A 24,234-nucleotide genomic window follows, 5' to 3' on the forward strand; every position below is an offset into this window, starting at 1 on the left:
GATGAAAACTTATTTTTTAATTATTTTAAGCCTACAATCTATTTTTTTATTTACCCAATCCAGTATAGGAACCAATGGTTTTCAGTTTGAAATTTCCGATACGGGTATTAACACTAAATTCTCAGAAATTGGATCTGGTTTTTTTAAAGAAAAACTTATCATGGTATCTTCTAAAAAAATTGGTGCATTAGCAAAAATAGACCCCAATACAAATGAAGCCTACAAAGAATTATATTGTTTAGACACTTTGGGCAATGGAATTCTAGCCAACCCATTGTTATTCTCAAGAATCTTAAATACAAACGATAGTGAAGGTCAAATTTCTTTCTCGCCAAACCAAAAAACGGTCTACTATTCCAGAAGTAGCAAAACAAACTCTTTAGAGTTTAAACTTTATAAAGCCATTTTAGAAGAAGGATCGCACGGCAACTGGGTTAACGAAAAACTACTAAGTATTAACAGAGAAAATGTATCAATAGAAAATCCTTTTGTAAACGCTAAATGCGATAAGTTATATTTCTCTGCCAACATGCCTAATGCTATTGGTGGTTATGACATCTATGTTTCTGATATTAATCCTGATGGCACTTTAAGCACTCCTAAAAATTTAGGTGAAAAAATAAATACCCATTCCGACGACAAGTACCCATATGTTTTTATGGATACATATTTATTCTTTTCCTCAAAAGGTCATGAAGGTATGGGAGGGTTTGATTTTTTTGTTAGTGAAATTTCAAAAGATGGTTACAAGACTCCTATAAATATGGGTAATACCATTAACTCAAAGTATGACGAGGTTGCTTATTTTAATGTAAACAACAGTGCAGGATATTTTTCATCAAACAGGCCAAATGGAAAAGGTGGTTTCGATATTTATTATTTTACTACTAATCATATCAAGCAAACCGTTGAAGGTAAAATTTTGGATTTTAACACTAAAGAGGTATTACCAAATACTACTGTTATTCTAAAAGATAGAAATCAAAAAGAGATAGATCAATTAATAACAGGTAAAGATGGTACTTATAGATTTAATGTTGCTCCATTAGAGTCTTACACAATTACAACTAAAAAAAATAACTTTAAAGATGGTTCATTTGATTTTGCATCCTATAGAAGTGAAAATACAACTTATAATAAGAATTTAGAAATAGCTGCCACAGTCCCGGTTATAGCTGAAGTAAATAATGAACTAAGAATTATATCTGAAAATATATATTTTGACTTTGCGAAACATGATATAAAAAAAGAGTCATATATTATCTTAAATAAAATAATAAAAGTACTTAACGATCATCCTAAAATAAAAATAGCAATTAACTCCCATACCGATAATAAAGGTTCTGATGCTTTTAATTTAAACTTATCTGAGAAACGAGCCAAATCAACTTTAAATTATTTAATTAAAAATGGTATTTCAAAAAATAGACTATCATCAAAAGGCTGCGGAGAAAGAAAACCATTAATTGATTGCAAAAACTCTTGTTCAAAAAAAGATTTACAAACTAACAGGCGTGTTGAATTTGTTATTTTAAATACTACTCCATAAATACCTTAATACAGTCTGTATTGAAAAAACCGTGTTAGGGTAAATAAAGAATTTCTTGAAACGAACTATCCTCGAGGCAGAGCCATAGAGGTATTTCACTCGTTTCATACCCAATCAAGTTGAGCTCAGGCTTTGACCTTTAGGTCAAAAAACCGAAATTCTGTTATTTAGATTCCCGTTGCCACGCACTACTGTCCGGAATAAATTTATTCAAAAATAGCATATTGATATTTAACTTTATTTTGTTGTTGTTTTCTAATTCTATTTTGATAGTCCATTGTGTTTTTGACAGGCACAAACATTAAAGAACAGAGCTTTTCAACAAATAAATAAAGAGGTTCTTTAGCTGATTTCATTTTCTTCAAGATCAATGCCAAAGTATAGGTAATGATGGCTGTATAGATCTGTATTTTCACTGCATTTTCAGATGTGCCTATAAACCGTTTTATCTTTAAATTTTGCTTTATCCATTTGAAAAACAATTCAATATCCCATCTTTTCTTGTATAGATCGGCTATCTGCTCTGCAGGTTTTTCTAAATCATTAGTTGCTATTATCAATGGGGTATCTTTATCTTCTCTTTTAACGGTAATTCTTCTTAACGGTTCCCTATACTCATTCTTTTTTCCTTTGCGTGGCGTTTTATTTTTAAACAAAACGATCTCATCTGCCATTATTCTACTTTCCTGTTTTGAATCTACAGGAAAGGTATCTACCACTTTGAGTGACGCATTTTTTTTAAATCGGGTTATAAAAATGCTATTGTGCCGATGTATTTTATACCACCAGTTGTAATCGGTGTAGCCTTTATCAAAAACGTAAACAGCATTGGGTTCTATTTTTAGCTCTTGACCTTTATTGATATCATTAATATCACTGTTGGTAATACTTAATTGGGATAATGTTTTGGTCAATGGGCTATATAACAAATGAATTTTAAGCCCTTTGGTCCGGTGATTCATTTCATCAACCCATTTATGGCGGTGGTTGCTCAATGGTATTGGTGAGGAATCCAATAGATATAAAAGCGCTTTTAAATCTTTAGTACTATCATGATGGACCTGTGATATAAGATAATTGGCCAATTCTTCAAAAACTCTTGAGTCCCTTTTTTGATTGGCCTCTCCCAAGGTAGACCTCTTTATCCTTTTTACCCCTAAATGATAATGTTTGTTAGAAAATGAGTTAAAAGTGGTCTCTAGTTCCCGTAAACTATTGGCCTTGCTTAATTGGGCATAGATCATAGCCACCAGATGATCCCATGTCTTAAATCCTTTTGAATATTTATCCGTTTTATTACGCTCTACTATGCTCCTGAATTTTTGCTTTGGCAATAATGATAACAGCTCTCCGAAATATGTTTGAGAATACATGAAAATTAAGTCTTTTGGTTTAACTAATCTTAATAAGATCAGTGAAAATAATACAAATAAAACAATATAATATATTATTCCGGACAGTAGTGTGAGAAGGCAGGAATCCATTTGAATGTTAGAAATATTAAATTACTACATTGTTTTTATTTTACTATTTGTAATTTAAAATTGTTTACTATTTTTAAATAGGATATTCCACAGGTTTATTGATTAAATCATTTATCTATGGTGTATATTTTAAACTAGTAGATTCCTGCCTTCGCAGGAATGACAAGATGAATTATACTAAAAACTGAAACAAATCAGGTTTGTCATTTAGGTAATCTCCATAAAAATTACGGTCCTTCATTTTACTTATTAAAGGTTCTAAATCGGTAGCAGATTTTAATTGAATTCCAACGACTGCAGATCCATTTTCGCGATTTGTCTTCTTAGCATATTGAAAATAGGTGATATCGTCATTCTCTCCTAAAATGTCAACAACAAACTCTTTTAATGCACCAGCACGTTGTGGAAACTTAACAATAAAATAGTGTTTTAAATTGGCATACAATAAGGCGCGTTCTTTAATCTCTGAAGTTCTGGTAATATCATTATTACTACCACTAACAACACAGACTACATTTTTACCTTTTATAGCATCAGCATAAAAATCTAAAGCCGAAATACTCAATGCGCCAGCTGGCTCAACTACAATAGCATCCCTGTTATAAAGCTCTAAAATAGTTTCACAAACCTTCCCTTCTGGCACCGTTATCATATCATGCAAGTTCTCTTTGCAAATTGAAAACGTTAAATCCCCAACACGTTTTACCGCTGCTCCATCTATAAATTTTTCGATTTGGTCTAACTCTGTGTTTTTATTATTTTTAATCGACACAGACATGGAAGGAGCTCCTTCTGGCTCTACGCCAATAATTTTAGTGTGCGGTGATAATTGTTTAAAAACTGTAGATAAACCTGCTGCTAATCCACCACCTCCAACTGCAATGAATACATAATCTATAGGCACTGTAGATTGCTCTAAGATTTCTAAACCAACGGTGGCTTGTCCTTCTATAACTTTTTCATCATTAAAAGGGTGAATAAATGTTTTATGCAATTCCTCACACTCTAACATAGCCTTATGATAAGCATCATCAAAAGTATCACCAATAAGTTTGATGTCTATAAAATCTTCACCAAACATTTTTACCTGTTGCACTTTTTGATTTGGCGTTGGTGCTGGCATATAAATAGTACCTTTTATCTTTAATAATTTACAAGATAATGCAACGCCTTGCGCATGATTTCCTGCGCTTGCACAAACGACCCCTTTTTTAGATTGTTCGGATGTTAACGAACTTATTTTATTATAAGCCCCTCTAATTTTATAAGAACGTACTTGCTGTAAGTCTTCTCGCTTTAAAAAAATATTAGCATCAAAATAATTTGAATACCTTAAGCTAGGGCCTAAAGGCGTAACTGCCGATACTTTTTTAATAGTATCGGCAGCTACTTTAATATTATTAATACTAGGAAAATATGTTTTGTCCTCCTTGTTCATAATATATCTTTATGTTAATGAGACCAGTCTGGTTTTAAAATCAGACTGGTCTGAAAAACTATAATTTCATTTACTAAACTATTGGCTTCATAGCTGTCATAGATGATCTCAAAAACTCACCTACTTTTTCAACTGGATGGTCTCTTAAAACTTTATTGATTTCAATAAGTTTAGCATTATCTACACCTGTACCATTATCTTTAGCATATGCTTTACCAATAACATCTGTCTTTATATTCTTCATAAAGTCTGTTAATAAAGGTTTACATGCGTGGTCAAATAGGTAACAACCGTATTCAGCTGTATCAGAGATTACACTGTTCATTTCATATAACTTCTTTCTTGCAATTGTGTTTGCAATAAGTGGTGTTTCGTGTAAAGACTCATAATAAGCAGAAGCATCAATAATTCCAGATTCTGTCATCGCTTCGAAAGCCAATTCAACACCTGCACGAACAAACGCTACCATTAATACACCATTATCATAATATTCTTGCTCTGAAATCTCAACATCTCCAGCTGGTGTTTTTTCGAAAGCAGTTTCTCCTGTTGCAGCTCTCCAACCTAATAGGTTTTTATCATCATTAGCCCAATCTTCCATCATGCCTTTAGAGAAATTCCCTTCCATAATATCATCCATATGTTTTTGGAATAATGGACGCATAATATCTTTTAATTCTTCAGATAATTCAAATGCTTTAATTTTAGCTGGGTTAGACAAACGATCCATCATATTGGTAACACCTCCATACTTAAGACCTTCAGTTACTGTTTCCCATCCGTATTGAATTAATTTTGAAGCATATCCTGGATCAATTCCTTCTTCAACCATTTTATCAAAACAAAGGATAGATCCAGTTTGTAACAAACCACAAAGAATAGTTTGTTCACCCATTAAATCAGATTTAACCTCAGCAATAAAAGACGATGCTAAAACACCTGCTTTATCTCCTCCAGTTGCAGCTGCATAAGCCTTTGCTTGCGCCCAACCTTTCCCTTCTGGGTCGTTCTCTTCGTGCACAGCAATAAGTGTTGGCACACCAAAACCACGCTTATATTCTTCACGTACTTCACTACCTGGAGATTTAGGTGCTACCATGATTACGGTAAGATCTTTACGAATTTGCATGCCCTCCTCAACAATATTAAATCCATGAGAATATGATAATGTTGCTCCTTTTTTCATTAAAGGCATCACAGCACTAACGGCATTAGTATGTTGTTTGTCTGGTGTTAAGTTTAACACTAAATCTGCAGATGGAATTAACTCTTGGTAAGTACCAACTGTAAATCCATTCTCTGATGCGTTAACAAAAGATGCACGTTTTTCAGAAATTGCAGCATCCCGTAAAGCATAAGAAATATCTAAACCAGAATCTCTCATGTTTAAACCTTGATTAAGACCTTGAGCCCCACATCCTACGATAACTATCTTTTTACCTTTTAAAGCGTTTACTCCATCTGAAAATTCTGAAGCATCCATAAATCTACACTTTGATAATTGATCTAGTTTATCTCTTAATGAAAGTGTGTTAAAATAATTTCCCATTTTAATTTTATTGTTATTATTGGTTATTAAATGCTGAAAGCATTTCTGTGATTTTCATTTCTTCTTTTGTTACTGAAATACGTCCAGATCGCACAAATTGCATGATTCCAAAAATATTTAAATCTCTGCGGAGTGATTCTATTTCATTTCTTCTACCAGATTTTTCCAAAACAAAGAATTCTTTATTTACTGTGACTATTCTGGCATTACTTTCTTTAATTATATTCTGAATCTGAGGTTCATTAAATAATAAATCAGATTTTATTTTAAACATACCAGATTCCTGAAAAATAGTTTCTTCTTCTGTATGATAATAGGCACGAATAACTTCAATTTGTTTTTGAAATTGTCCTATAATTTTTTGAGCTTGAGCTTCGGTAATGTTTACAACAATGACAAATCTGTTTACGCCTTCAATTTCTGATTGAGACGTTGTTAAACTTTCAATATTGATATGCCTGCGTTGAAAAATTGCAGAAATACGATTTAATAAACCGATATTATTTTCGGTATAGATTGAAATCGTGAATGATTTTATTTCTTCGTTCATTTCTTTTCTAAATTTAGCTTAAACGGATATCTGAAACTGATGCTCCTGAAGGAATCATTGGGAATACATTATCTTCTTTTTCTACGCACACTTCTAAGAAATAAGACTCCTTAGAAGCTATCATTTCTTTAATAGCATCTGCTAATTCCTCTCTTTTAGTAACACGTTTTCCATCTATATGATACCCTTTAGCAATAGTAACAAAGTCAGGGTTTGTCATTTCTGTTGATGCATAACGTTTATCAAAAAACAGCTGTTGCCATTGGCGTACCATTCCTAAAAATTCATTATTCAATACCACAATTTTCACAGGTACTTTTTGTTGAAATATAGTGCCTAACTCTTGGATATTCATTTGATAACCACCATCACCAATTATAGCTACTACTTCGCGTTCTGGCGCTGCCATTTTTGCTCCAATAGCTGCTGGCAATGCAAACCCCATAGTCCCTAAACCACCTGAAGTAATATTACTTTTAGTTTTATTAAATTCTGAGTAACGACAGGCAATCATTTGATGTTGACCAACATCTGATACGATAGCAGCGTTACCTTCACTTTGTACATTTATTTCTTTTAAAACTTCACCCATCGTTAATCCTTCTTTGGTTGGATGAAGATCGTCTTTAATTACTTTCTCAAATTCTATAGCATATAAATCTTTAAATTCTTGATGCCATGCTTCATGAGAATTTTCATTTAACAATGGTAATAATTCTGTTAAACTATCTTTAGAGTTACCCAATACTGCTACATCTGCATGTACATTTTTATTAACCTCAGCTGGATCAATCTCAAAATGAATCACCTTGGCTTGTTTAGCATAAGTATTTAAACTACCTGTAACACGATCATCAAAACGCATTCCGATTGCGATAAGCACATCACATTCATTGGTTAATTTATTTGGTGCGTAGTTACCATGCATTCCAACCATACCAATGTTTAAGGGATGCGATGTTGGTATTGCCGAAGCCCCCATAATAGTCCAAGCAGCAGGAATACCAGCTTTTTCAATAACCGCTTTTAATTCTGCTTCTGCTTCTCCTAAAATAACACCTTGTCCCCAAACAATCATTGGTTTTTTTGCGGCATTAATTAATTCGGCAGCAGCCTTTACTGATTCTAAATTGGTTTTTGGCGTTGGAATATAACTTCTTACCCCTGTGCATTTTTCGTATTTAAAATCAAGTTCTCCAAACTGAGCATCTTTTGTAATATCAATCAATACAGGTCCTGGACGACCGCTTTTAGCTATATAAAATGCTTTGGCTAAAACTTCTGGAATTTCTGATGCTTTTGTAACTTGATGATTCCATTTAGTAACGGGTGTAGAAATGCCAATAATATCTGTTTCTTGAAACGCATCTGTACCCAATAAATGAGACGGTACTTGCCCTGTAATACATACTAATGGTGTAGAATCGATTTGAGCATCCGCTATTCCTGTAATTAAATTAGTAGCTCCGGGACCAGATGTCGCCATAGCAACACCGACTCTACCGGAAATTCTTGCAAACCCCTGAGCTGCATGTGCTGCACCTTGTTCATGGCGTGTTAATACGTGATGAATTTCGTTTCTAAATTTATATAACTCATCGTAAACTGGCATGATAGCACCTCCCGGATATCCGTAAAGAATATCTACATCTTCTGCTATCAAGCATTTAATAATAGCTTCACTACCTGTAATTCGTTCTGTTTTACTTAGCACTTCCTGTGTTTTATTTGCTGTTTCTGTATCCATACTCATTAAATTGAGATTTCCGCCTTCGCAGAAATGAAAAAATATCTATTTAGAATTCATCAGTAACACAACCTTTAGATGCTGACGATACTGATCTTGCATATTTATATAGAACACCTCTATCAAACTTTAATTTCGGTGCCGTCCAATTTTGTCTTCTTTGTTGTAATTCTTCATCTGAAACTTCTAAAGAAATACTATTTGTTTCAGCATCAATTGTAATCATATCACCATCTTTAACAAATGCAATGGTGCCTCCTTCTTGAGCTTCAGGTGTAATATGACCTACAACAAAACCATGTGTTCCACCAGAAAAACGTCCATCAGTAATTAAAGCGACATCCTTACCTAACCCTGCGCCCATAATAGCAGCAGTTGGTTTTAACATTTCTGGCATTCCTGGTCCTCCTTTTGGTCCTTCATAACGAATAACAACAACATCGCCTTTTTCTACTTTACCATCACGGATACCATCATTTGCATCATACTCACTATCAAACACCTTAGCTTTTCCAACAAAGCTTAAACCTTCTTTCCCTGTAATTTTAGCAACACTTCCATCTTTTGCTAAATTTCCATATAACATACGTAAATGTCCTGTTGCTTTAATAGGGTTTTCTAAAGGCTTTATAATATCCTGTCCTTCTGAAAGGTCTTTAACATCTAACAAGTTTTCGGCTAATGTTTTTCCTGTTACAGTCAAACAATCGCCATGTAACAATCCTTCTTTCAACAAATATTTCAAGACAGCTGGAATACCACCTACTGCATGTAAGTCTTCCATTAGGTACTGTCCGCTAGGTTTTAAATCTGCCAAGAATGGTGTACTATCACTAATATCTTGAAAGTCTTTAAGTGTAAAATCTATTTGCGCTGCTCTTGCTATAGCTAAGAAGTGTAATACTGCATTCGTGGATCCTCCTAAAATAGTAACCAAACGAATGGCATTCTCTAAAGATTTGCGTGTTACGATATCTGATGGTTTAATATCTCTTTCAAGCAACAAACGCATCGCTTCACCTGCTTTTACAGATTCTGCTTTTTTCTCATCGCTTCCCGCTGGATTTGAACCATTATAAGGTAATGACATTCCTAAAGCCTCAATAGCCGATGCCATAGTATTTGCTGTATACATACCACCACAAGCACCTGCACCAGGAATAGATTTTTTTACTATGCTTTTAAATTCGCTTTCTTCCATGGTTCCTGCAACTTTGCTTCCCCACGCTTCAAAAGCAGAAACGATATCTAATTTTTTTCCTTCATGGCAACCAGAATCTGTTGTTCCTCCAAAAATTAAAATAGAAGGTCTGTTTAAACGAAGCATGGCAATTAATGCACCTGGCATATTTTTATCACACCCCACTACAGTAATTAAACCATCATAACTCATTCCCTGTACTACAGTCTCCATAGAATCTGCAATAATATCTCTTGAAGGCAAAGAATAGCGCATCCCAGGTGTTCCCATTGAAATACCATCACTCACACCAATTGTATTAAAAATTAGTCCGACCAGATCTTCATTTTTAGTACCTTCTTTAGCTAATTTTGCTAAATCATTTAAATGCATGTTACAAGGGTTTCCTTCGTAACCTGTACTGGCAATACCTACCAGAGGTTTAAAAAAGTCTTCATCAGAAAAACCAATCGCATATAACATGGCTTGTGCTGCTGGTTGTGTTGAATCTTGAGTTACTGTTTTACTGTATTTATTAAGTTCCTTCATCTTTATTACAGATAATTTTATGCTTTTCCTTTTTTTGATTTAATATTTTAATGATTTAAGAATTCTGTTAAAAATTCTACAACCTTCCAAAATAATATTCGAAATTAATTTATTTAGGTTTTTATTTATATTATTCTTTAGTTTTTCTGGTTAAATCCACAACCCCTAAAAACAACATAACAAACTGTATAACAACAATTTAAACTGTTATTTTTATGACGTTCAAAATTTAAAAAATGTGCAATAAAAAAAGCCTTCCGATTAAGGAAGGCTTTAAATTTATAATATTTATATATAGCGCTTCCTATCGTTGTGAAATAATCACAATGACAATAATAGAAACGATATTTAATATTTGCTTTTTCATTTTGTTAATGAACTCATCTTGACTTTTTCTATTTCCTAAAAAACGGCTAAAATTCGTCCATATTTTGTTACTTTTTTTACGCTTAGCACTGCTATGCCTTGCAAAAAATGCCTCATCTGAACAAATTTTATCTCATTTTCGGTAAAAACAAAAAGTCAAGATGAGTTCAATACAAAGATTTACAATTAAAATGTAATAACCAATTTATTTTTTAAAAAAATAAAAACAAATCATCATTTCCTTTTATTTTTTTACTTTTGCCAACACAAATGATAGAGGAAAGATTTGACTGATTGCAACCTCTTTATGTTGAACTTGTTTCTACATAAATAAAAATGCTAAAGGCAGTGTAAACTTCCTTTGACGCTATCGTCAAATCCTACAATATAAAAGACAACTTATGGCTTATTTATTTACTTCGGAAAGTGTTTCTGAAGGGCACCCAGACAAAGTAGCAGATCAAATTAGTGATGCTTTAATTGATAATTTTTTAGCTTTCGATACAGACTCTAAAGTAGCTTGTGAAACCTTAGTTACTACAGGGCAAGTGGTACTTGCTGGTGAGGTAAAATCTAAAACATACTTAGATGTACAAAAAATTGCAAGAGAAACTATAAACAAAATTGGTTATACCAAGGGAGAATATATGTTTGATGGCAATTCTTGTGGAGTTGTTTCTGCTATTCATGAACAATCTGACGATATTAATAGAGGTGTTGATAGAGCAAGCAAAGAACAACAAGGAGCAGGTGACCAAGGTATGATGTTTGGTTATGCGACTAATGAGACTGAAAACTTTATGCCTTTGGCTTTAGATTTGTCGCATAGAATCCTCATTGAACTTGCCGAATTAAGAAGAGAAAATAAAGATATTACCTATTTACGCCCTGATTCTAAAAGTCAGGTAACTATTGAATATAGTGATGATAATATTCCGCAACGTATTGATGCTATTGTAGTATCTACTCAACACGACGATTTTGATGAAGATGAGACCATGTTAGCCAAAATCAGAAAAGATATTGTTGATATTTTAATTCCACGTGTCGTTGCTAAGTTGCCCGAACAAATTCAGGTTTTATTTAATAGCGATATTAAATACCATATAAATCCAACTGGAAAATTTGTTATTGGTGGGCCTCATGGAGACACTGGATTAACAGGAAGAAAAATTATTGTAGACACCTATGGTGGAAAAGGTGCTCACGGTGGCGGTGCTTTTTCTGGAAAAGATCCTAGTAAAGTAGATAGAAGTGCTGCTTATGCAACGCGTCATATTGCAAAAAACTTAGTAGCTGCAGGTGTTGCTGATGAAGTTTTAGTACAGGTAAGTTATGCTATTGGTGTTGTTGAGCCTATGGGAATTTTTATTGACACGTATGGCACCTGTTCTTTTAACATGACCGATGGTGAAATTGCTGAAGAAGTTTCTAAAATCTTTGATATGCGTCCATTTGCCATTGAAGAACGTTTAAAACTACGTTCTCCTATGTATAGTGAAACAGCTGCTTATGGGCACATGGGGCGTAACAATGAAACGGTCACTAAAACATTTACGCAGCCTAATGGAGAAGCGACAACCCTAGATGTAGAATTATTCACTTGGGAAAAATTAGATTACGTTGATAAAGTAAAAGAAGTATTTGGTTTATAACCTTAATACTTTATATATTTTTATTGAGACCACTTGTTATGAGTGGTCTTTTTATTTTATGCCATTTGACTTTATAAAAAAATTCAACTAAATTCGTTTAACGTTGTGCATAAATCATTACAACGGATTGATATACTTGATAATATAAGCAGAAGTATAAACAGAATACATTACCGAATGAAAGAAGGAATAATCTAAGGACGCTTATGAAGCAATAATTAAAGAAATACAAACAGTGCTTACAGTTTCCTATGTTATAGCTGTTGGAATAGGAATGCTTTTCAATTATCAAAAATACTCTGAATTTGAAATAAGGCTAGATCATGCGACACTTAACAATGCTCTTTTTAATCATTATTACGTTTTACTCGTGTAAAAATGAACCAAATTGGACACCTTTATTAGATAAAGAACTCTCGCAATGGGAAAACTATTTAAGTTTTCGTTATCCTAAAAATTATAAAGGAGAAACTCTTAAAGACGAAAATGGAAATCCCATACCACCTATCGGGTTGAATCAAAACCAACATCATGTATTTACGGTCATTGAAGAAAACAATGAGCCTGTTTTAAAAATTAGTGGTGAGATATATGGCTGCCTCTTTACAAAAAAAGAATATGCTAATTATCACCTTAGACTCAAAATGAAATGGGGCGAAAAAAAATGGCACCCTAGAAAAAACCTCCTTAAAGATTCGGGGATATTATACCATTCTATAGGACCTCATGGGGCTGAGTGGTGGAAATCATGGATGCTCTCTCAAGAATTTCAAATTATGGAAGGACATATGGGGGATTTTTGGAGTCAGGCAAATTCTGCAATTGATATCCGCGCGTTCCCTCCAGAACACATAATGAACCCTGTTGCTGACGAAAGTCAGAGTTTTTTACCCATGGGTAAAGGCGAAAATATTCCTGGTTATTGTATGCGAAGTGCTAATTTTGAAAAGCCACACGGAACATGGAATACGATAGAATTAATTTGTTTCGAAGAAAAAAGCATCCATATCGTTAATGGGGAAATAGTTATGATCCTTAAAAATTCCCGATATGTAGAAAATGATAAAAAAGTTCCTATGATTAAAGGGAAAATTCAAATACAAAGTGAAGCCACAGAAGTGTTTTATAAAAATGTAGAGATTAGAGATTTAGAATCGCTCCCGACAGAGTATGCAAAATATTATGATTAATTATTTCAACCCTCTTAAAACTAAAACAGGTATTGAACTTGAGAAGTCTTTTTTCAAAATAACATTCTTTTCCCATTTTTTGGTAAAAAACCCTCTTTTGCGCCTAACAACACAAAGCATATCCGGGTTATAAGATTGTAAATGCTGTAATACCCCATGAAACGTAGTTGCGTTCTCTGTCTTGGTTATATTATCTACAGTATCTAATAATTTTTGTTCAACGCTAAAATCACCTTCATTATAATAAGGTGTTTTAACCAATAACATATTAACTGAAGCCTTAAAAGTATTTTTAACACTTAACAAAGGGTCTAGGGCATCATTCTTTTTTATTATTGCAGATTTAATAGCTAATAAAACATTACTAAATGGCTTAAACTTGTAACCTTCAGGTACAATTAATGCTGGTATTTGAGTTTGCTTTATAATTTTTCCAGAAGTTTTCCCCAAAAACACCTCTTCCCTTATAGAATTTGTTCTGGGTTCTACCAAAATTAAATCAATATTAGCCGCTTTACTTGCCAATTCAAGTGTACTAATCAATTTACCCTTTAAGGTCTTTTTTACAACCTTGACATTTTTAGTGTCAATCTGAGAGACTAAATCATTCAGAAAAGCTTTACTTTCCCTTTCAATTATAGGATCTATTTTAATCATAGTTCCTGCCTTAGTATAAACATTATACACTTGCACAATAAAAAGTTTTGCTCCAAAAGATTCTGCAAAATCTACAGCATATTGCAAATGACTTAAAGCGTTTTTGGATGACCCAACAGGAACTAAAATATTCTTCATAATAAATATAGTTTACTGACTAAATTTTTGACGATATTTATGCAAAAGTAAAACATTTAAATGATTCGTAAAGGAACCCTTTCTGATATTAATACTATTATAGAAATCACTAAGTCTTGTGCAGCATATATGATAAAGAAAAACATCTATCAATGGAATGAACATTATCCTAATAAACAAGCCTTTATAAAAGATATTGATCGTAACGAATTATACGTTTTGGAAATTGAAAATCTCATCATAGGATGTGTAACCATTTCTACATTTATGGACAAAGAATACATTCCAATTTCATGGCTAACAGAAAACGCAAACAACATTTACATACACAGGCTAGCCATTCATCCAACACATCAAGGAAAAGGATATGCGCAAGAACTTATGACTTTTGCTGAAACATTTGCTAAAAAAAGTGGCTGTGTTTCTGTAAGATTAGACACCTTTTCTCAAAACCAAAGCAATCAAAAGTTTTATGAATATCGCGGCTATAAGCGCTTAGGAGATATTTATTTCCCAAAGCAAAGTAAACACCCTTTTTATTGTTATGAATTAATAATACCATGAGTAGCGACATTAGCATAAAACATATAAATAAATTAGCAATACCAGCATTAATTTCTGGGATATCCGAACCTATCTTATCATTAACTGACGCTGCTATTGTTGGAAACATAAATTTAAACGCCACCGAATCTTTAGCTGCTGTGGGTATTGTTACTACATTTTTATCTATGCTAATATGGGTATTGGGGCAAACACGAAGTGCTATATCATCTATCGTATCGCAATATGTTGGAGCCAATCAACTCGAGAAAGTAAAAAACCTACCAGCGCAGGCTATTTTCATTATTACATCTTTAAGTATTTTAATTATAATGGGCACCTATCCTTTCGCTCAAAACATTTTTAAATTATATAATGCCTCCGATCTCATTTTAGACTATAGTGTCGATTATTATAAAATTCGAGTTTTTGGGTTTCCATTTACACTATTTACTATCGCTGTTTTTGGTGCTTTTCGAGGTTTGCAAAACACTTATTATCCTATGATAATTGCTATTATTGGCGCTTTATTAAATATTATTCTCGACTTTATTCTTGTCTTTGGTATAAAAGGTTACATCCCCGCTATGCATATAAAAGGAGCAGCCTATGCCAGCGTAATTGCACAACTAATAATGGCAGCTTTTTCAGCCTATTATCTGCTAAAAAAAACACCAATCCCTTTAAAAATAAGTTTTCCTTTTAACAAAGAAATCAATAGGTTTATAATAATGATTCTTAACCTATTTGTTAGAACGTTGGCTCTTAATGTTACACTATATTTTGCAACTCGCTTTGCTACAGGTTACGGTGCTGCATATATTGCAACGTATACTATTGCTATAAACTTATGGTTTTTTGCAGCCTTTTTTATTGATGGCTATGCAAGTGCTGGCAATATTTTATCAGGAAAATTATTTGGTGGCAAGGAGTACCGTTTACTCCTTAAATTAAGTAATAGATTAATTAAGTATGCCATAGTTATTGGAATTGTATTAGCATTAATCGGTGCTATTTTCTATTATCCAATAGGTCGCCTTTTTTCTGAAGACCCAGATGTATTAGCCCTTTTCTATGATTCTTTCTGGATCATACTTGTTATGCAACCTCTATGTTCCTTAGCATTTATTTTCGATGGCATATTTAAAGGCTTGGGCAAAATGAAATCGTTAAGAAATGTATTGTTATTTTCAACGTTTATTGTCTTTGTGCCAATTCTTTTTTGGTTAGACAGCCTAAACTATAAACTACACGGTATATTTATTGCACTTACTTTTTGGATTCTTGCCAGAGGTATTCCTTTAATTGTAAAATTTAGAAAAATATTTATTCCGCTCTCTCAAAACCATTAACTTTGCCGTACAGTCAGTATAAAAATAAATATGCTATTACTAACCCGCTTTCTTCAACAAGTTAATATAGAAGAAAAAATACAAAACGCTCCCGATAAAGGTTACGAAATAGGCGTTTTTATTGGTTCAATGTTACCGTTTGTTGTTCTCGTTTTTATTGCATATTCAATTTATAGATATAACAAAAAGAAGAATCAATAAAGAATCATTATGGATATCATGTCATTTATAAGTGGAAACGGATTATTTCTACTTTTAGCCTTAGTTTTAATAATTGTTTATATTGTAAATAGAAGAAAAAGAAGATAATGAGTCACAATATTCGCATCACAAAACAATTTTCTTTCGAGACCGGTCATGCCCTTTACGGATACGATGGTAAGTGTAAAAACGTACATGGTCATAGCTATAAACTATCGGTAACAGTGATAGGGCAGCCCATTACAGACAATACCAATGTAAAGTTTGGAATGGTTATCGATTTTGGAGATTTAAAAAAAATCGTAAAAGAAGAAATCGTTAATGTATTCGATCATGCTACCGTATTTAATAAAAATACACCTCATGTAGAACTTGCTAAAGAGCTGGAAGACAGAGGACACAATGTACTTTTAGTAGATTACCAGCCCACTAGTGAGATGATGGTTATCGATTTTTCGAAAAAAATAAAAAAACGTTTACCAAAACATATTTTGCTACACTCATTAAAACTTCAGGAAACCGATACTTCTTTTGCAGAGTGGTATGCTTTTGATAATAACTAGAGAATTCCTTTCTAGTTTTCAGTTGGGGTGCTCAGTTAACAGTGTTCGGTGTTCAGTTAGCAGTTTTTAGCAATCTACTAAATTAAAGAACAATGAGAATGAGGTTAAAATAAAGCCTAGCAAAAGTAAAAGTCCCAAATTCCGATAAATCGGAAAAGTCAAAATCCAGAAATAATGAGTGAAGGAATGAAGATGTGAAGCAAAGCTTCATGCACGCAATTCCGAAAACGAATGGTGCTTTAGCAATTTCCTATTTCTGACCTGATTTTTTGCTTGGTTTATCCTGAGCGGAGTCGAAGGGTTTTGTATCAAGACAAAATGAACAGAAATAATGAAAATATTAATACTGAAGTTTATCAAAGAAGCAATCAAAAAGCAGGAATTAGTTATATTTACGCCATGCAAATTCAAATTCCTAAAGGAAAAAAAATATACTTTGCCTCCGATAATCATTTAGGGGCACCAACCAGAGAAGCATCACTTCCTCGCGAAAAAAAATTCATAGCCTGGTTAGATGAAGTAAAACAAGATGCCGCAGCCATATTCCTTTTAGGTGATTTGTTCGACTTTTGGATGGATTATAAAAAGGTAGTTCCAAAAGGCTTTACCAGGACACTTGGTAAATTAGCCGAAATCTCAGATTCAGGGATACCAATCTATTATTTTGTTGGAAATCATGATTTATGGATGAATGGCTATTTTGAAGAAGAACTTAACATCCCTGTTTACCACAAACCAAAAGAATTTACATTTAACAATAAAACATTTTTTATTGGTCATGGTGATGGTCTAGGCCCTGGAGACAAAGGCTATAAACGCATGAAAAAGGTATTTACAAATTCATTTTGTAAATGGTTATTCAGATGGTTACACCCAGACTTAGGCGTAAAAATGGCACAATATTTATCGGTTAAAAACAAACTTATTTCTGGCGATGAAGATGCTAAATTTTTAGGCGAAGACAACGAATGGTTAGTACAATACTGCAAACGCAAACTCGAAGATAAACACCGTGATTATTTTGTATTCGGACACCGTCATTTACCATTAAATATAGACCTTAAAGACAACTCAAAATACATCAACCTTGGCGATTGGATTAAATACTATACTTATGGTGTTTTTGATGGAGAAAATTTTGAGCTCAAGGAGTATTAATTTTTATTCCCATACAGCTTCAATCTATAAATTGAATACACACTATGACACCCTTTAAAAAAGTAGAAAAAAGATTTACTCCATTAATAATAGTTGGATTCTTAATTTCATTTCATTTAAAAACTTATTCTCAAGAGAAACAAAATAACATAGAGGAATTAGCTAATAAGGAATTAAATATTACAAAAAGTGAGGTAAAAAAACAGCCTTTATATTTAATAAATAACAGAGAAATCTCTAAAGACCTAATCACAATGTTAGATTCTATGGCTATCAAATCTATAGAAATTTTAAAACCAGAAAAAGCTATAAAAAAATATGGAAGAAAAGGTAAAAACGGCGTTGTTGAAGTTTCTATAAAACAGCAAGGGAAGTTTTCTGAAAAACGCCCGGCAGTGCAAGTAAAACGGACTACTCTTAGATCTTTTTTAATAGATACAAAAAACAAGCATAATACTAGAACAAATGTAAATAAGTCTCTTATTATAATTAACGGAAAAGAACGTAACAAAAAAGTACTAGACTCTATAATGTTGGCAGATGCAACTTCAATATCTTTTATGACGGGCAAAGAAAAAGAAGCTGAAAAATATGGTAAGAAAGCTAAAAATGGTATTATATTAATTAAAACAAGAAATAGAAAAAAGGCTCCTGATGCTGCATTTATTAAGCTTATAACTAAATATAATACTCATCTTTTTGTGATTGACGGTAAGATTTCTTCTGAAGAAGAGGTTAAACGTTTAAATCCAAATAATATTAAAGCTATAGATATTCTTAAAGGATCTGCAGCTATTGCAATTTATGGTAATAGAGGTAAAAACGGTGCCATTTTATTTACATTAAAAAACTCTAATTAAAAGTAAGTATATCAATCTTCATTCTCATGTGCCTCAATATCTTTCGTTAAGTCTAACTTTCTAAATGATGGTGATACCAAGCCAGTTGTTATAACGGTTATTAATGTCATCGTACCTCCAAAAACGACAGCTGTAACAGCTCCCATATACTTGGCTGTTATACCACTTTCAAAAGCACCCAATTCGTTAGAAGACCCAACAAACATTGAGTTTACAGAAGACACACGTCCACGCATATTATCAGGTGTTTTAATTTGTAAAATAGTTTGTCTAATCACCATAGAAACACCATCTGTCATACCGCTAAAGAACAACGCCAGTAGTGAAACCCAAAAAATAGACGATAAACCAAACACAATAATACAAACGCCAAAACCAAAAATAGCTGCTAGTAATTTCATACCAGCATTTTTACTTATTGGTATATATGCTGTGATTAACATCGTTATAAAAGCACCTACTGCAGGAGCTGCACGTAACACACCAAACCCTTCACTACCTACTTTTAAAATATCCTGAGCAAAAACGGGTAATAAGGCAATAGCTCCTCCAAATAAAACAGCTACCATATCTAAAGTCATAGCCCCTAAAATCGCTTTTGTTTTAAATACAAACCGCACGCCTTCTTTAAGGCTTTGTATAACAGGCTCTCCAATTTTGGGGTTTAAAACGGGTTTCTTTTTTATCTGTAATAAAATAATTAAAGACAGTAAGACCAACCCGAAAATAATACAAAGCGACCAATGTACACCTATCCATCCAATGGAAAGCCCTCCGAATGCAGGTCCCAAAACGCCTGCCATTTGCCAAGTAGAACTGTTCCAGGTAGCAGCATTAGGGTATATTTTTTTAGGAACGATTAAAGCAACCAAAGAAAAAATGGTCGGTCCGAAAAAGGAGCGTAAAAAACCTCCAAAAAACACCAAACCATAAATAGAATAAAGTATTGCTTTTGTTGTCCAATCTCCTACAATCTCATCCCAGGTCAATAAAAATAGCCCTAAACTGATTAATGAAAACGCAGAGATACAAGTGGCTAATAAATTTCGTTTTTCTTTCTGGTCTACAATATGCCCCGCGAATAAGGCCATGGTAAACGCCGGAATTATTTCCATAAGCCCTATAATTCCCAAAGAAAGTGGGTCTTTAGTTATGCTATAAACCTGCCACTCAATAACAATAAATTGCATAGACCAGCCAAATACTAATACAAAACGAACCAATAAAAAAATATTGAATTCTTTAATTCGTAAGGCAGCATACGGGTCTTTTTTCGCCATATTTAATTAAAGAATATTGTTTTCATTTTCAGTAAATAAATCTAAATAGTCACTAAACACATAAAGCCTTCCCCTTCGAGCTCCTGTTATTTCTCTAACTATCTTAAGACGTTCCAAATCTTTTAAAAGCTTATATGCTGAAGCTGGAGCCATGTCTATTACATCGGCTACAGTTGCAGCATCAATTATAGGTTTTGTATATAAATGATCAATAATTTTTTTTGCGTTTATTTTTCTACTTTTAAGCGTTTTTATTTTTTGATCTATATTCTTTTGAAGCTGTAAAATTCCTTCAAAAGTAGACACTCCGCTTTTTGCTGTCTCAATTATTCCTGTTAAGAAAAATTTAAACCATTGTGATAAATCATTATGTGTTCTAACCTTCATTAAATTTTCATAATATAAATCTCTATTCTTTTCAAAAAAATCAGACAAATAGAGTATAGGCTGCTTTAATATGCCTTTACTTACTAAATATAAAGTTATTAACAACCTTCCAACTCTTCCATTGCCATCTAAAAAAGGGTGAATAGTTTCAAACTGATAATGAATTAAAGCTATTTTTAATAAATCAGGTAAAAGACTTAACTCATCGTTCGCGAATTTTTCAATGTCAGACATTAAATCATTTATTGAATTATGCGTTGGGGGGATAAATACAGCATCACTAATCGATGCACCTCCAATCCAATTCTGACTTCTTCTATATTCACCTGGAAGTTTATGTTCTCCTCTAACCCCTTGTAATAAAATCTTATGAGATTGTTTAATGAGTCTAGAAGAAAAAGGTAGTGTATGTAACATTTTGACTGCTTCGTTCATAGCAACAATATAATTTTGAACTTCTTCCCAATCATCTCTCTTTTCTTTGACTATGTCTTCTTCACTCAAAAAAGCATCCTCCATAGTAGTTTGAGTACCTTCAATTTTAGATGATTGAGTAGCCTCCTTTGCGATATGCATACTAACATATAAATCTAAGTTTGCGAAATCTAACATATCCAGCCTCCCTAAGTGTCTATCGGCTCTACTCAATAAACTAAGGACTTCCATATCTGTAATTTCCCAATATCTGTTAATAAAAACTGGTTGAAAACTCTTGTAATAACCTTGGTTTACAATATTTCCCGCTCTAAAATTATTCATCACTTCAATTTAAGAAGAATTCTATTTCATAAAAATAGGTAAAACTAAAATAACAAAAGACTTTATTTTATTTTTATGTTAAAATTTAAAATAACAAAAAGCTTTATTTTATTTTTATGTTAAAATTTAAAATGACGAGAGGGGTTCTTTTCCTTTTATCACAAATTTTAAAATTATTTGATATCCCTCAATTTCAATTGTAAACTCACTTTTCCCTGCCATTCATTTTCATCTATAGAATACACTGCCCTAAAAGGTTTTTTGTTAGAAATCAGATCGAATTTATCACCCATTCCAAAGCCAATACAAACGATACTGCCTGCTTCAGGTTGTGTAGCTGTTAATCGTAAATGTGTTTTATCTGCTCCCACACACTTACCATAACCTGTATCTGTTAAATTTTCAGTCATAAAAATAGGGGTCATATTATTGGGACCAAAAGGTGCAAATTGTTTTAAAACTCTGTAAAATTTTGGTGTAATTTGATTCAAATCCATTTGAATGTCTGCTCTTATTTCAGGAACTAACAGGTTTTTATCAATGGTTTTGGCTACAACATCTTCAAAGGCTTGTTTAAAAGCTTCATAGTTTTCTTCTTTCAATGTTAAACCTGCAGCATATTTATGCCCCCCAAATTGTTCGAGGTGTTCACTACATGCTCCTAAGGCATTATAAACATCAAAATCTTTAACAGAACGTGCAGAAGCTGCTAATTTCTCTCCACTTTTTGTAAATACCAAAGTTGGTCTATAATATGTTTCTGTTAGTCTAGAAGCCACAATACCAATAACACCTTTATGCCAAGTTTCATCGTAAACAACAGTAGTAAACCGTTCCTGTTCTTTTTGTTCTTCAATTTGTTTAAGAGCTTCTTCTGTAATTCGTTTATCTGTTTCACGCCTGTCAAGATTATAATCATTAATTTCAGAAGCATATTTTGCCGCCAAGCCTTCTTCTGTTTCAGTTAATAGAGCCACGGCATAATTACCATGCTTCATACGACCAGCTGCATTAATTCTTGGTGCTACAATAAATACCACATCGGTAATTGTTAATTCTGTCTTTTCAACCTGACTCAAAATCGCTCTAATACCAGGTCGTGGATTTGTATTAATTACTAAAAGTCCATAATAAGCTAATACTCTGTTTTCCCCTGTTATGGGAACAATATCTGCACCAATGGCTGTTGCCACTAAATCTAAATACGCCGTTAAATCATCTAATGTTTTTCCTTCTTTTTGTGCTAAAGCTTGGATTAATTTAAAACCTACGCCACAACCACATAATTCTTTATAAGGGTAATTGCAGTCTTCCCGTTTAGGATCTAGTACAGCTGCAGCTTTAGGAATATCGTCTCCTGGTCTGTGATGATCACAAATAACAAAATCAATCCCTTTTTCTTTGGCAAACGCGACTTTTTCAATAGACTTTATCCCACAATCTAAAGCGATGATGAGTGTAAAGTCATTTTCTAAAGCAAAATTGATCCCCTTATAAGAGATCCCATAACCTTCATCATATCTATTTGGAATATAGGTATGAACTAAACTATATCGTGTTTTTAAATATGTAGACATTAAAGCCACCGAGGTCGTACCATCTACATCATAATCGCCATAAACTAAGATATTTTCATTATTAGCTATGGCCTTTTCAATACGAGCAACCGCTTTATCCATATCTTTCATTAAATATGGATCGTGCAAATCATCCAAACTTGGTCTGAAAAAAGATTTGGCTTGATCGTATGTTTCAATACCGCGCTGCAATAACAGTGTTGCCAATACAGAATCTATTTGAAGCGCTTTTTGCAAGGCTTCAATTTTAGAAGTTTCTGGTTTAGGTTTTAACGTCCAACGCATGGATTTGATTGAACTTTTTATTTATTATGAAAATGAGTTTCTATACTTAATTCTGAAAATTTTCGGAACATTTCCATAACACCACAATATTTTTCTATAGATAAATCAACAGCTTTTTGAAGTTTCTTTTCATTTAAGTCTGCTCCATAAAAATGAAAATGCATGGCTAATTTATCATAATATTTTGGATGTTCTTCAGTAAGATTCGCATCAATATCTATTTTAAAATCTTCTACATTTAACTTCATTTTCTTGATTAAAGAAGCAACATCCAAACCAGAACAACCGGCTAAAGCAGACAACATTAAAGCTTTAGGGCGATAGCCTTCACTTTTACCGCCATTTTCTTCACCCGCATCGATAAATAAATTATGCCCTGACGGATTAGTACTTTCAAACTTCATGTCCCCCAACCAAGTTGTTGTTATGTGATTTGTCATTTTTTATGAATTATTTTTTGTTACTTGTAACTCCAAAAATACTACTAAAAAATAAAAATATGCCTTTAGTTACACCTTTATCTGCTGATCACGACTCAGAAACCAAAAAACTTGCCGAATTCTTTAACGAAACCTTAGGGTTTTGTCCAAATTCTGTACTTACCATGCAGTACCGCCCTGCCATAAGCAAAGCGTTTATTAATCTAAATAAAGCCGTGATGGCTAATGAAGGCCGTGTAACTTCTGCTTTAAAAAGAATGATTGCCTGGGTAAGCAGTAACTCAACAGGTTGTAGATATTGTCAAGCTCATGCTATTCGTGCTGCCGAACGTTATGGCGCAGAGCAAGAACAATTAGATAATATATGGGAATATCGTACGCATCCTGCGTTTAGTGATGCAGAACGTGCAGCTTTAGATTTCTCTTTACAGGCTTCGCAAGTTCCAAATAATGTAGATGAAACCATAAAAAAACGATTATACGAGCATTGGAATGAAGGTGAAATTGTAGAAATGTTAGGTGTTATTTCCCTATTTGGTTACTTAAACCGTTGGAACGATTCTATGGGAACCTCTATTGAAGATGGGGCTGTTGAAAGTGGTGAAAAATACCTTGAAAAAAATGGTTGGGAAACAGGAAAACATAGATAGACATTTAATGACTATATTAAGTGTTATTTAGCGTAAATAGAGCCTATTTACTATACCTTCTATTGCTACATAATAATCAATTTTAAATTAAAAGACTTGGTCATTAGCTAATTATTAGCTATGTTAG

General features: G+C 33.1%; 20 protein-coding genes. 9 read left to right on the forward strand and 11 right to left on the reverse strand.

What is annotated here, in order from left to right; translation table 11 throughout:
* The first annotated feature begins 1 nt into the window (after nt 1).
* A complete protein-coding gene (locus tag Q4Q34_RS04725) occupies nt 2–1,549 on the forward strand; it encodes an OmpA family protein (protein ID WP_303318614.1) in 1,548 nt (515 codons plus the stop codon).
* A 206-nt stretch (nt 1,550–1,755) separates the two neighbouring features.
* Here the strand turns inward: Q4Q34_RS04725 and Q4Q34_RS04730 are convergent, their stop codons facing one another.
* From Q4Q34_RS04730 to ilvD, 6 genes are all read right to left on the reverse strand, one after another.
* Nucleotides 1,756–2,922, reverse strand: coding sequence for an IS4 family transposase (locus Q4Q34_RS04730; protein ID WP_330444532.1), 1,167 nt, complete (start codon nt 2,920–2,922; stop codon nt 1,756–1,758).
* Nucleotides 2,923–3,205: 283 nt separating this feature from the next.
* Complete coding sequence (gene ilvA / locus Q4Q34_RS04735) at nt 3,206–4,471, reverse strand: threonine ammonia-lyase IlvA (RefSeq protein WP_303318767.1); 1,266 nt, start codon at nt 4,469–4,471, stop codon at nt 3,206–3,208.
* Nucleotides 4,472–4,544: 73 nt separating this feature from the next.
* Nucleotides 4,545–6,020, reverse strand: coding sequence for a ketol-acid reductoisomerase (ilvC, locus tag Q4Q34_RS04740; protein ID WP_303318768.1), 1,476 nt, complete (start codon nt 6,018–6,020; stop codon nt 4,545–4,547).
* A 16-nt stretch (nt 6,021–6,036) separates the two neighbouring features.
* Nucleotides 6,037–6,570, reverse strand: a complete 534-nt coding sequence (ilvN, locus tag Q4Q34_RS04745; RefSeq protein ID WP_303318769.1) for an acetolactate synthase small subunit — start codon at nt 6,568–6,570, stop codon at nt 6,037–6,039.
* Between the two features lie 13 nt (nt 6,571–6,583).
* Entirely contained in the window at nt 6,584–8,317 is a 1,734-nt protein-coding gene (gene ilvB, locus Q4Q34_RS04750; protein WP_303318770.1) for a biosynthetic-type acetolactate synthase large subunit, read from the reverse strand.
* Nucleotides 8,318–8,366: 49 nt separating this feature from the next.
* A complete protein-coding gene (ilvD, locus tag Q4Q34_RS04755; protein WP_303318771.1) occupies nt 8,367–10,046 on the reverse strand; it encodes a dihydroxy-acid dehydratase in 1,680 nt (559 codons plus the stop codon).
* Between the two features lie 767 nt (nt 10,047–10,813).
* Here ilvD and metK point away from each other — a divergent pair.
* Together metK and Q4Q34_RS04765 are read left to right on the forward strand one after the other, a co-directional pair.
* A complete protein-coding gene (gene metK / locus Q4Q34_RS04760) occupies nt 10,814–12,067 on the forward strand; it encodes a methionine adenosyltransferase (RefSeq protein WP_303318772.1) in 1,254 nt (417 codons plus the stop codon).
* Between the two features lie 338 nt (nt 12,068–12,405).
* Entirely contained in the window at nt 12,406–13,257 is an 852-nt protein-coding gene (locus tag Q4Q34_RS04765; RefSeq protein WP_330444588.1) for a 3-keto-disaccharide hydrolase, read from the forward strand.
* Here the strand turns inward: Q4Q34_RS04765 and Q4Q34_RS04770 are convergent, their stop codons facing one another.
* Complete coding sequence (locus Q4Q34_RS04770; protein ID WP_303318774.1) at nt 13,258–14,052, reverse strand: universal stress protein; 795 nt, start codon at nt 14,050–14,052, stop codon at nt 13,258–13,260.
* A gap of 60 nt (nt 14,053–14,112) precedes the next feature.
* Here Q4Q34_RS04770 and Q4Q34_RS04775 point away from each other — a divergent pair, with 60 nt between their 5' ends.
* From Q4Q34_RS04775 to Q4Q34_RS04795, 5 genes are all read left to right on the forward strand, one after another.
* Nucleotides 14,113–14,616, forward strand: a complete 504-nt coding sequence (locus Q4Q34_RS04775; RefSeq protein WP_303318775.1) for a GNAT family N-acetyltransferase — start codon at nt 14,113–14,115, stop codon at nt 14,614–14,616.
* Nucleotides 14,613–15,947 carry an MATE family efflux transporter gene (locus Q4Q34_RS04780; protein WP_303318776.1) on the forward strand — a complete coding sequence of 445 codons (1,335 nt, stop codon included), beginning with the start codon at nt 14,613–14,615 and terminating at the stop codon, nt 15,945–15,947. The genes Q4Q34_RS04775 and Q4Q34_RS04780 overlap by 4 nt, the downstream gene beginning before the upstream one ends.
* A gap of 308 nt (nt 15,948–16,255) precedes the next feature.
* Nucleotides 16,256–16,711, forward strand: coding sequence for a 6-pyruvoyl trahydropterin synthase family protein (locus Q4Q34_RS04785; RefSeq protein WP_303318777.1), 456 nt, complete (start codon nt 16,256–16,258; stop codon nt 16,709–16,711).
* A 405-nt stretch (nt 16,712–17,116) separates the two neighbouring features.
* A complete protein-coding gene (locus Q4Q34_RS04790) occupies nt 17,117–17,869 on the forward strand; it encodes a UDP-2,3-diacylglucosamine diphosphatase (protein ID WP_303318947.1) in 753 nt (250 codons plus the stop codon).
* A 44-nt stretch (nt 17,870–17,913) separates the two neighbouring features.
* On the forward strand, nt 17,914–18,729 hold the full coding sequence (locus Q4Q34_RS04795; protein ID WP_303318778.1) for a hypothetical protein: 816 nt from the start codon (nt 17,914–17,916) through the stop codon (nt 18,727–18,729).
* An 11-nt stretch (nt 18,730–18,740) separates the two neighbouring features.
* On the opposite strand, the gene Q4Q34_RS04800 is transcribed toward Q4Q34_RS04795, so the two are convergent.
* From Q4Q34_RS04800 to Q4Q34_RS04815, 4 genes are all read right to left on the reverse strand, one after another.
* On the reverse strand, nt 18,741–20,009 hold the full coding sequence (locus Q4Q34_RS04800; RefSeq protein WP_303318779.1) for an MFS transporter: 1,269 nt from the start codon (nt 20,007–20,009) through the stop codon (nt 18,741–18,743).
* A gap of 6 nt (nt 20,010–20,015) precedes the next feature.
* Nucleotides 20,016–21,155 carry a Fic family protein gene (locus Q4Q34_RS04805; protein WP_303318780.1) on the reverse strand — a complete coding sequence of 380 codons (1,140 nt, stop codon included), beginning with the start codon at nt 21,153–21,155 and terminating at the stop codon, nt 20,016–20,018.
* Nucleotides 21,156–21,328: 173 nt separating this feature from the next.
* The gene (recJ, locus tag Q4Q34_RS04810) at nt 21,329–23,017 is read right to left on the reverse strand and encodes a single-stranded-DNA-specific exonuclease RecJ (protein WP_303318781.1); all 1,689 of its coding nucleotides are present in this window, start codon (nt 23,015–23,017) and stop codon (nt 21,329–21,331) included.
* A 17-nt stretch (nt 23,018–23,034) separates the two neighbouring features.
* Nucleotides 23,035–23,457: an OsmC family protein gene (locus tag Q4Q34_RS04815; RefSeq protein WP_303318782.1), complete on the reverse strand. Its 423-nt coding sequence runs from the start codon at nt 23,455–23,457 to the stop codon at nt 23,035–23,037.
* A gap of 59 nt (nt 23,458–23,516) precedes the next feature.
* Here Q4Q34_RS04815 and Q4Q34_RS04820 point away from each other — a divergent pair, with 59 nt between their 5' ends.
* Complete coding sequence (locus Q4Q34_RS04820; RefSeq protein ID WP_303318783.1) at nt 23,517–24,107, forward strand: carboxymuconolactone decarboxylase family protein; 591 nt, start codon at nt 23,517–23,519, stop codon at nt 24,105–24,107.
* Nucleotides 24,108–24,234 lie beyond the last annotated feature (127 nt).

The organism is Flavivirga abyssicola, from assembly GCF_030540775.2.
Lineage (GTDB): Bacteria > Bacteroidota > Bacteroidia > Flavobacteriales > Flavobacteriaceae > Flavivirga > Flavivirga abyssicola.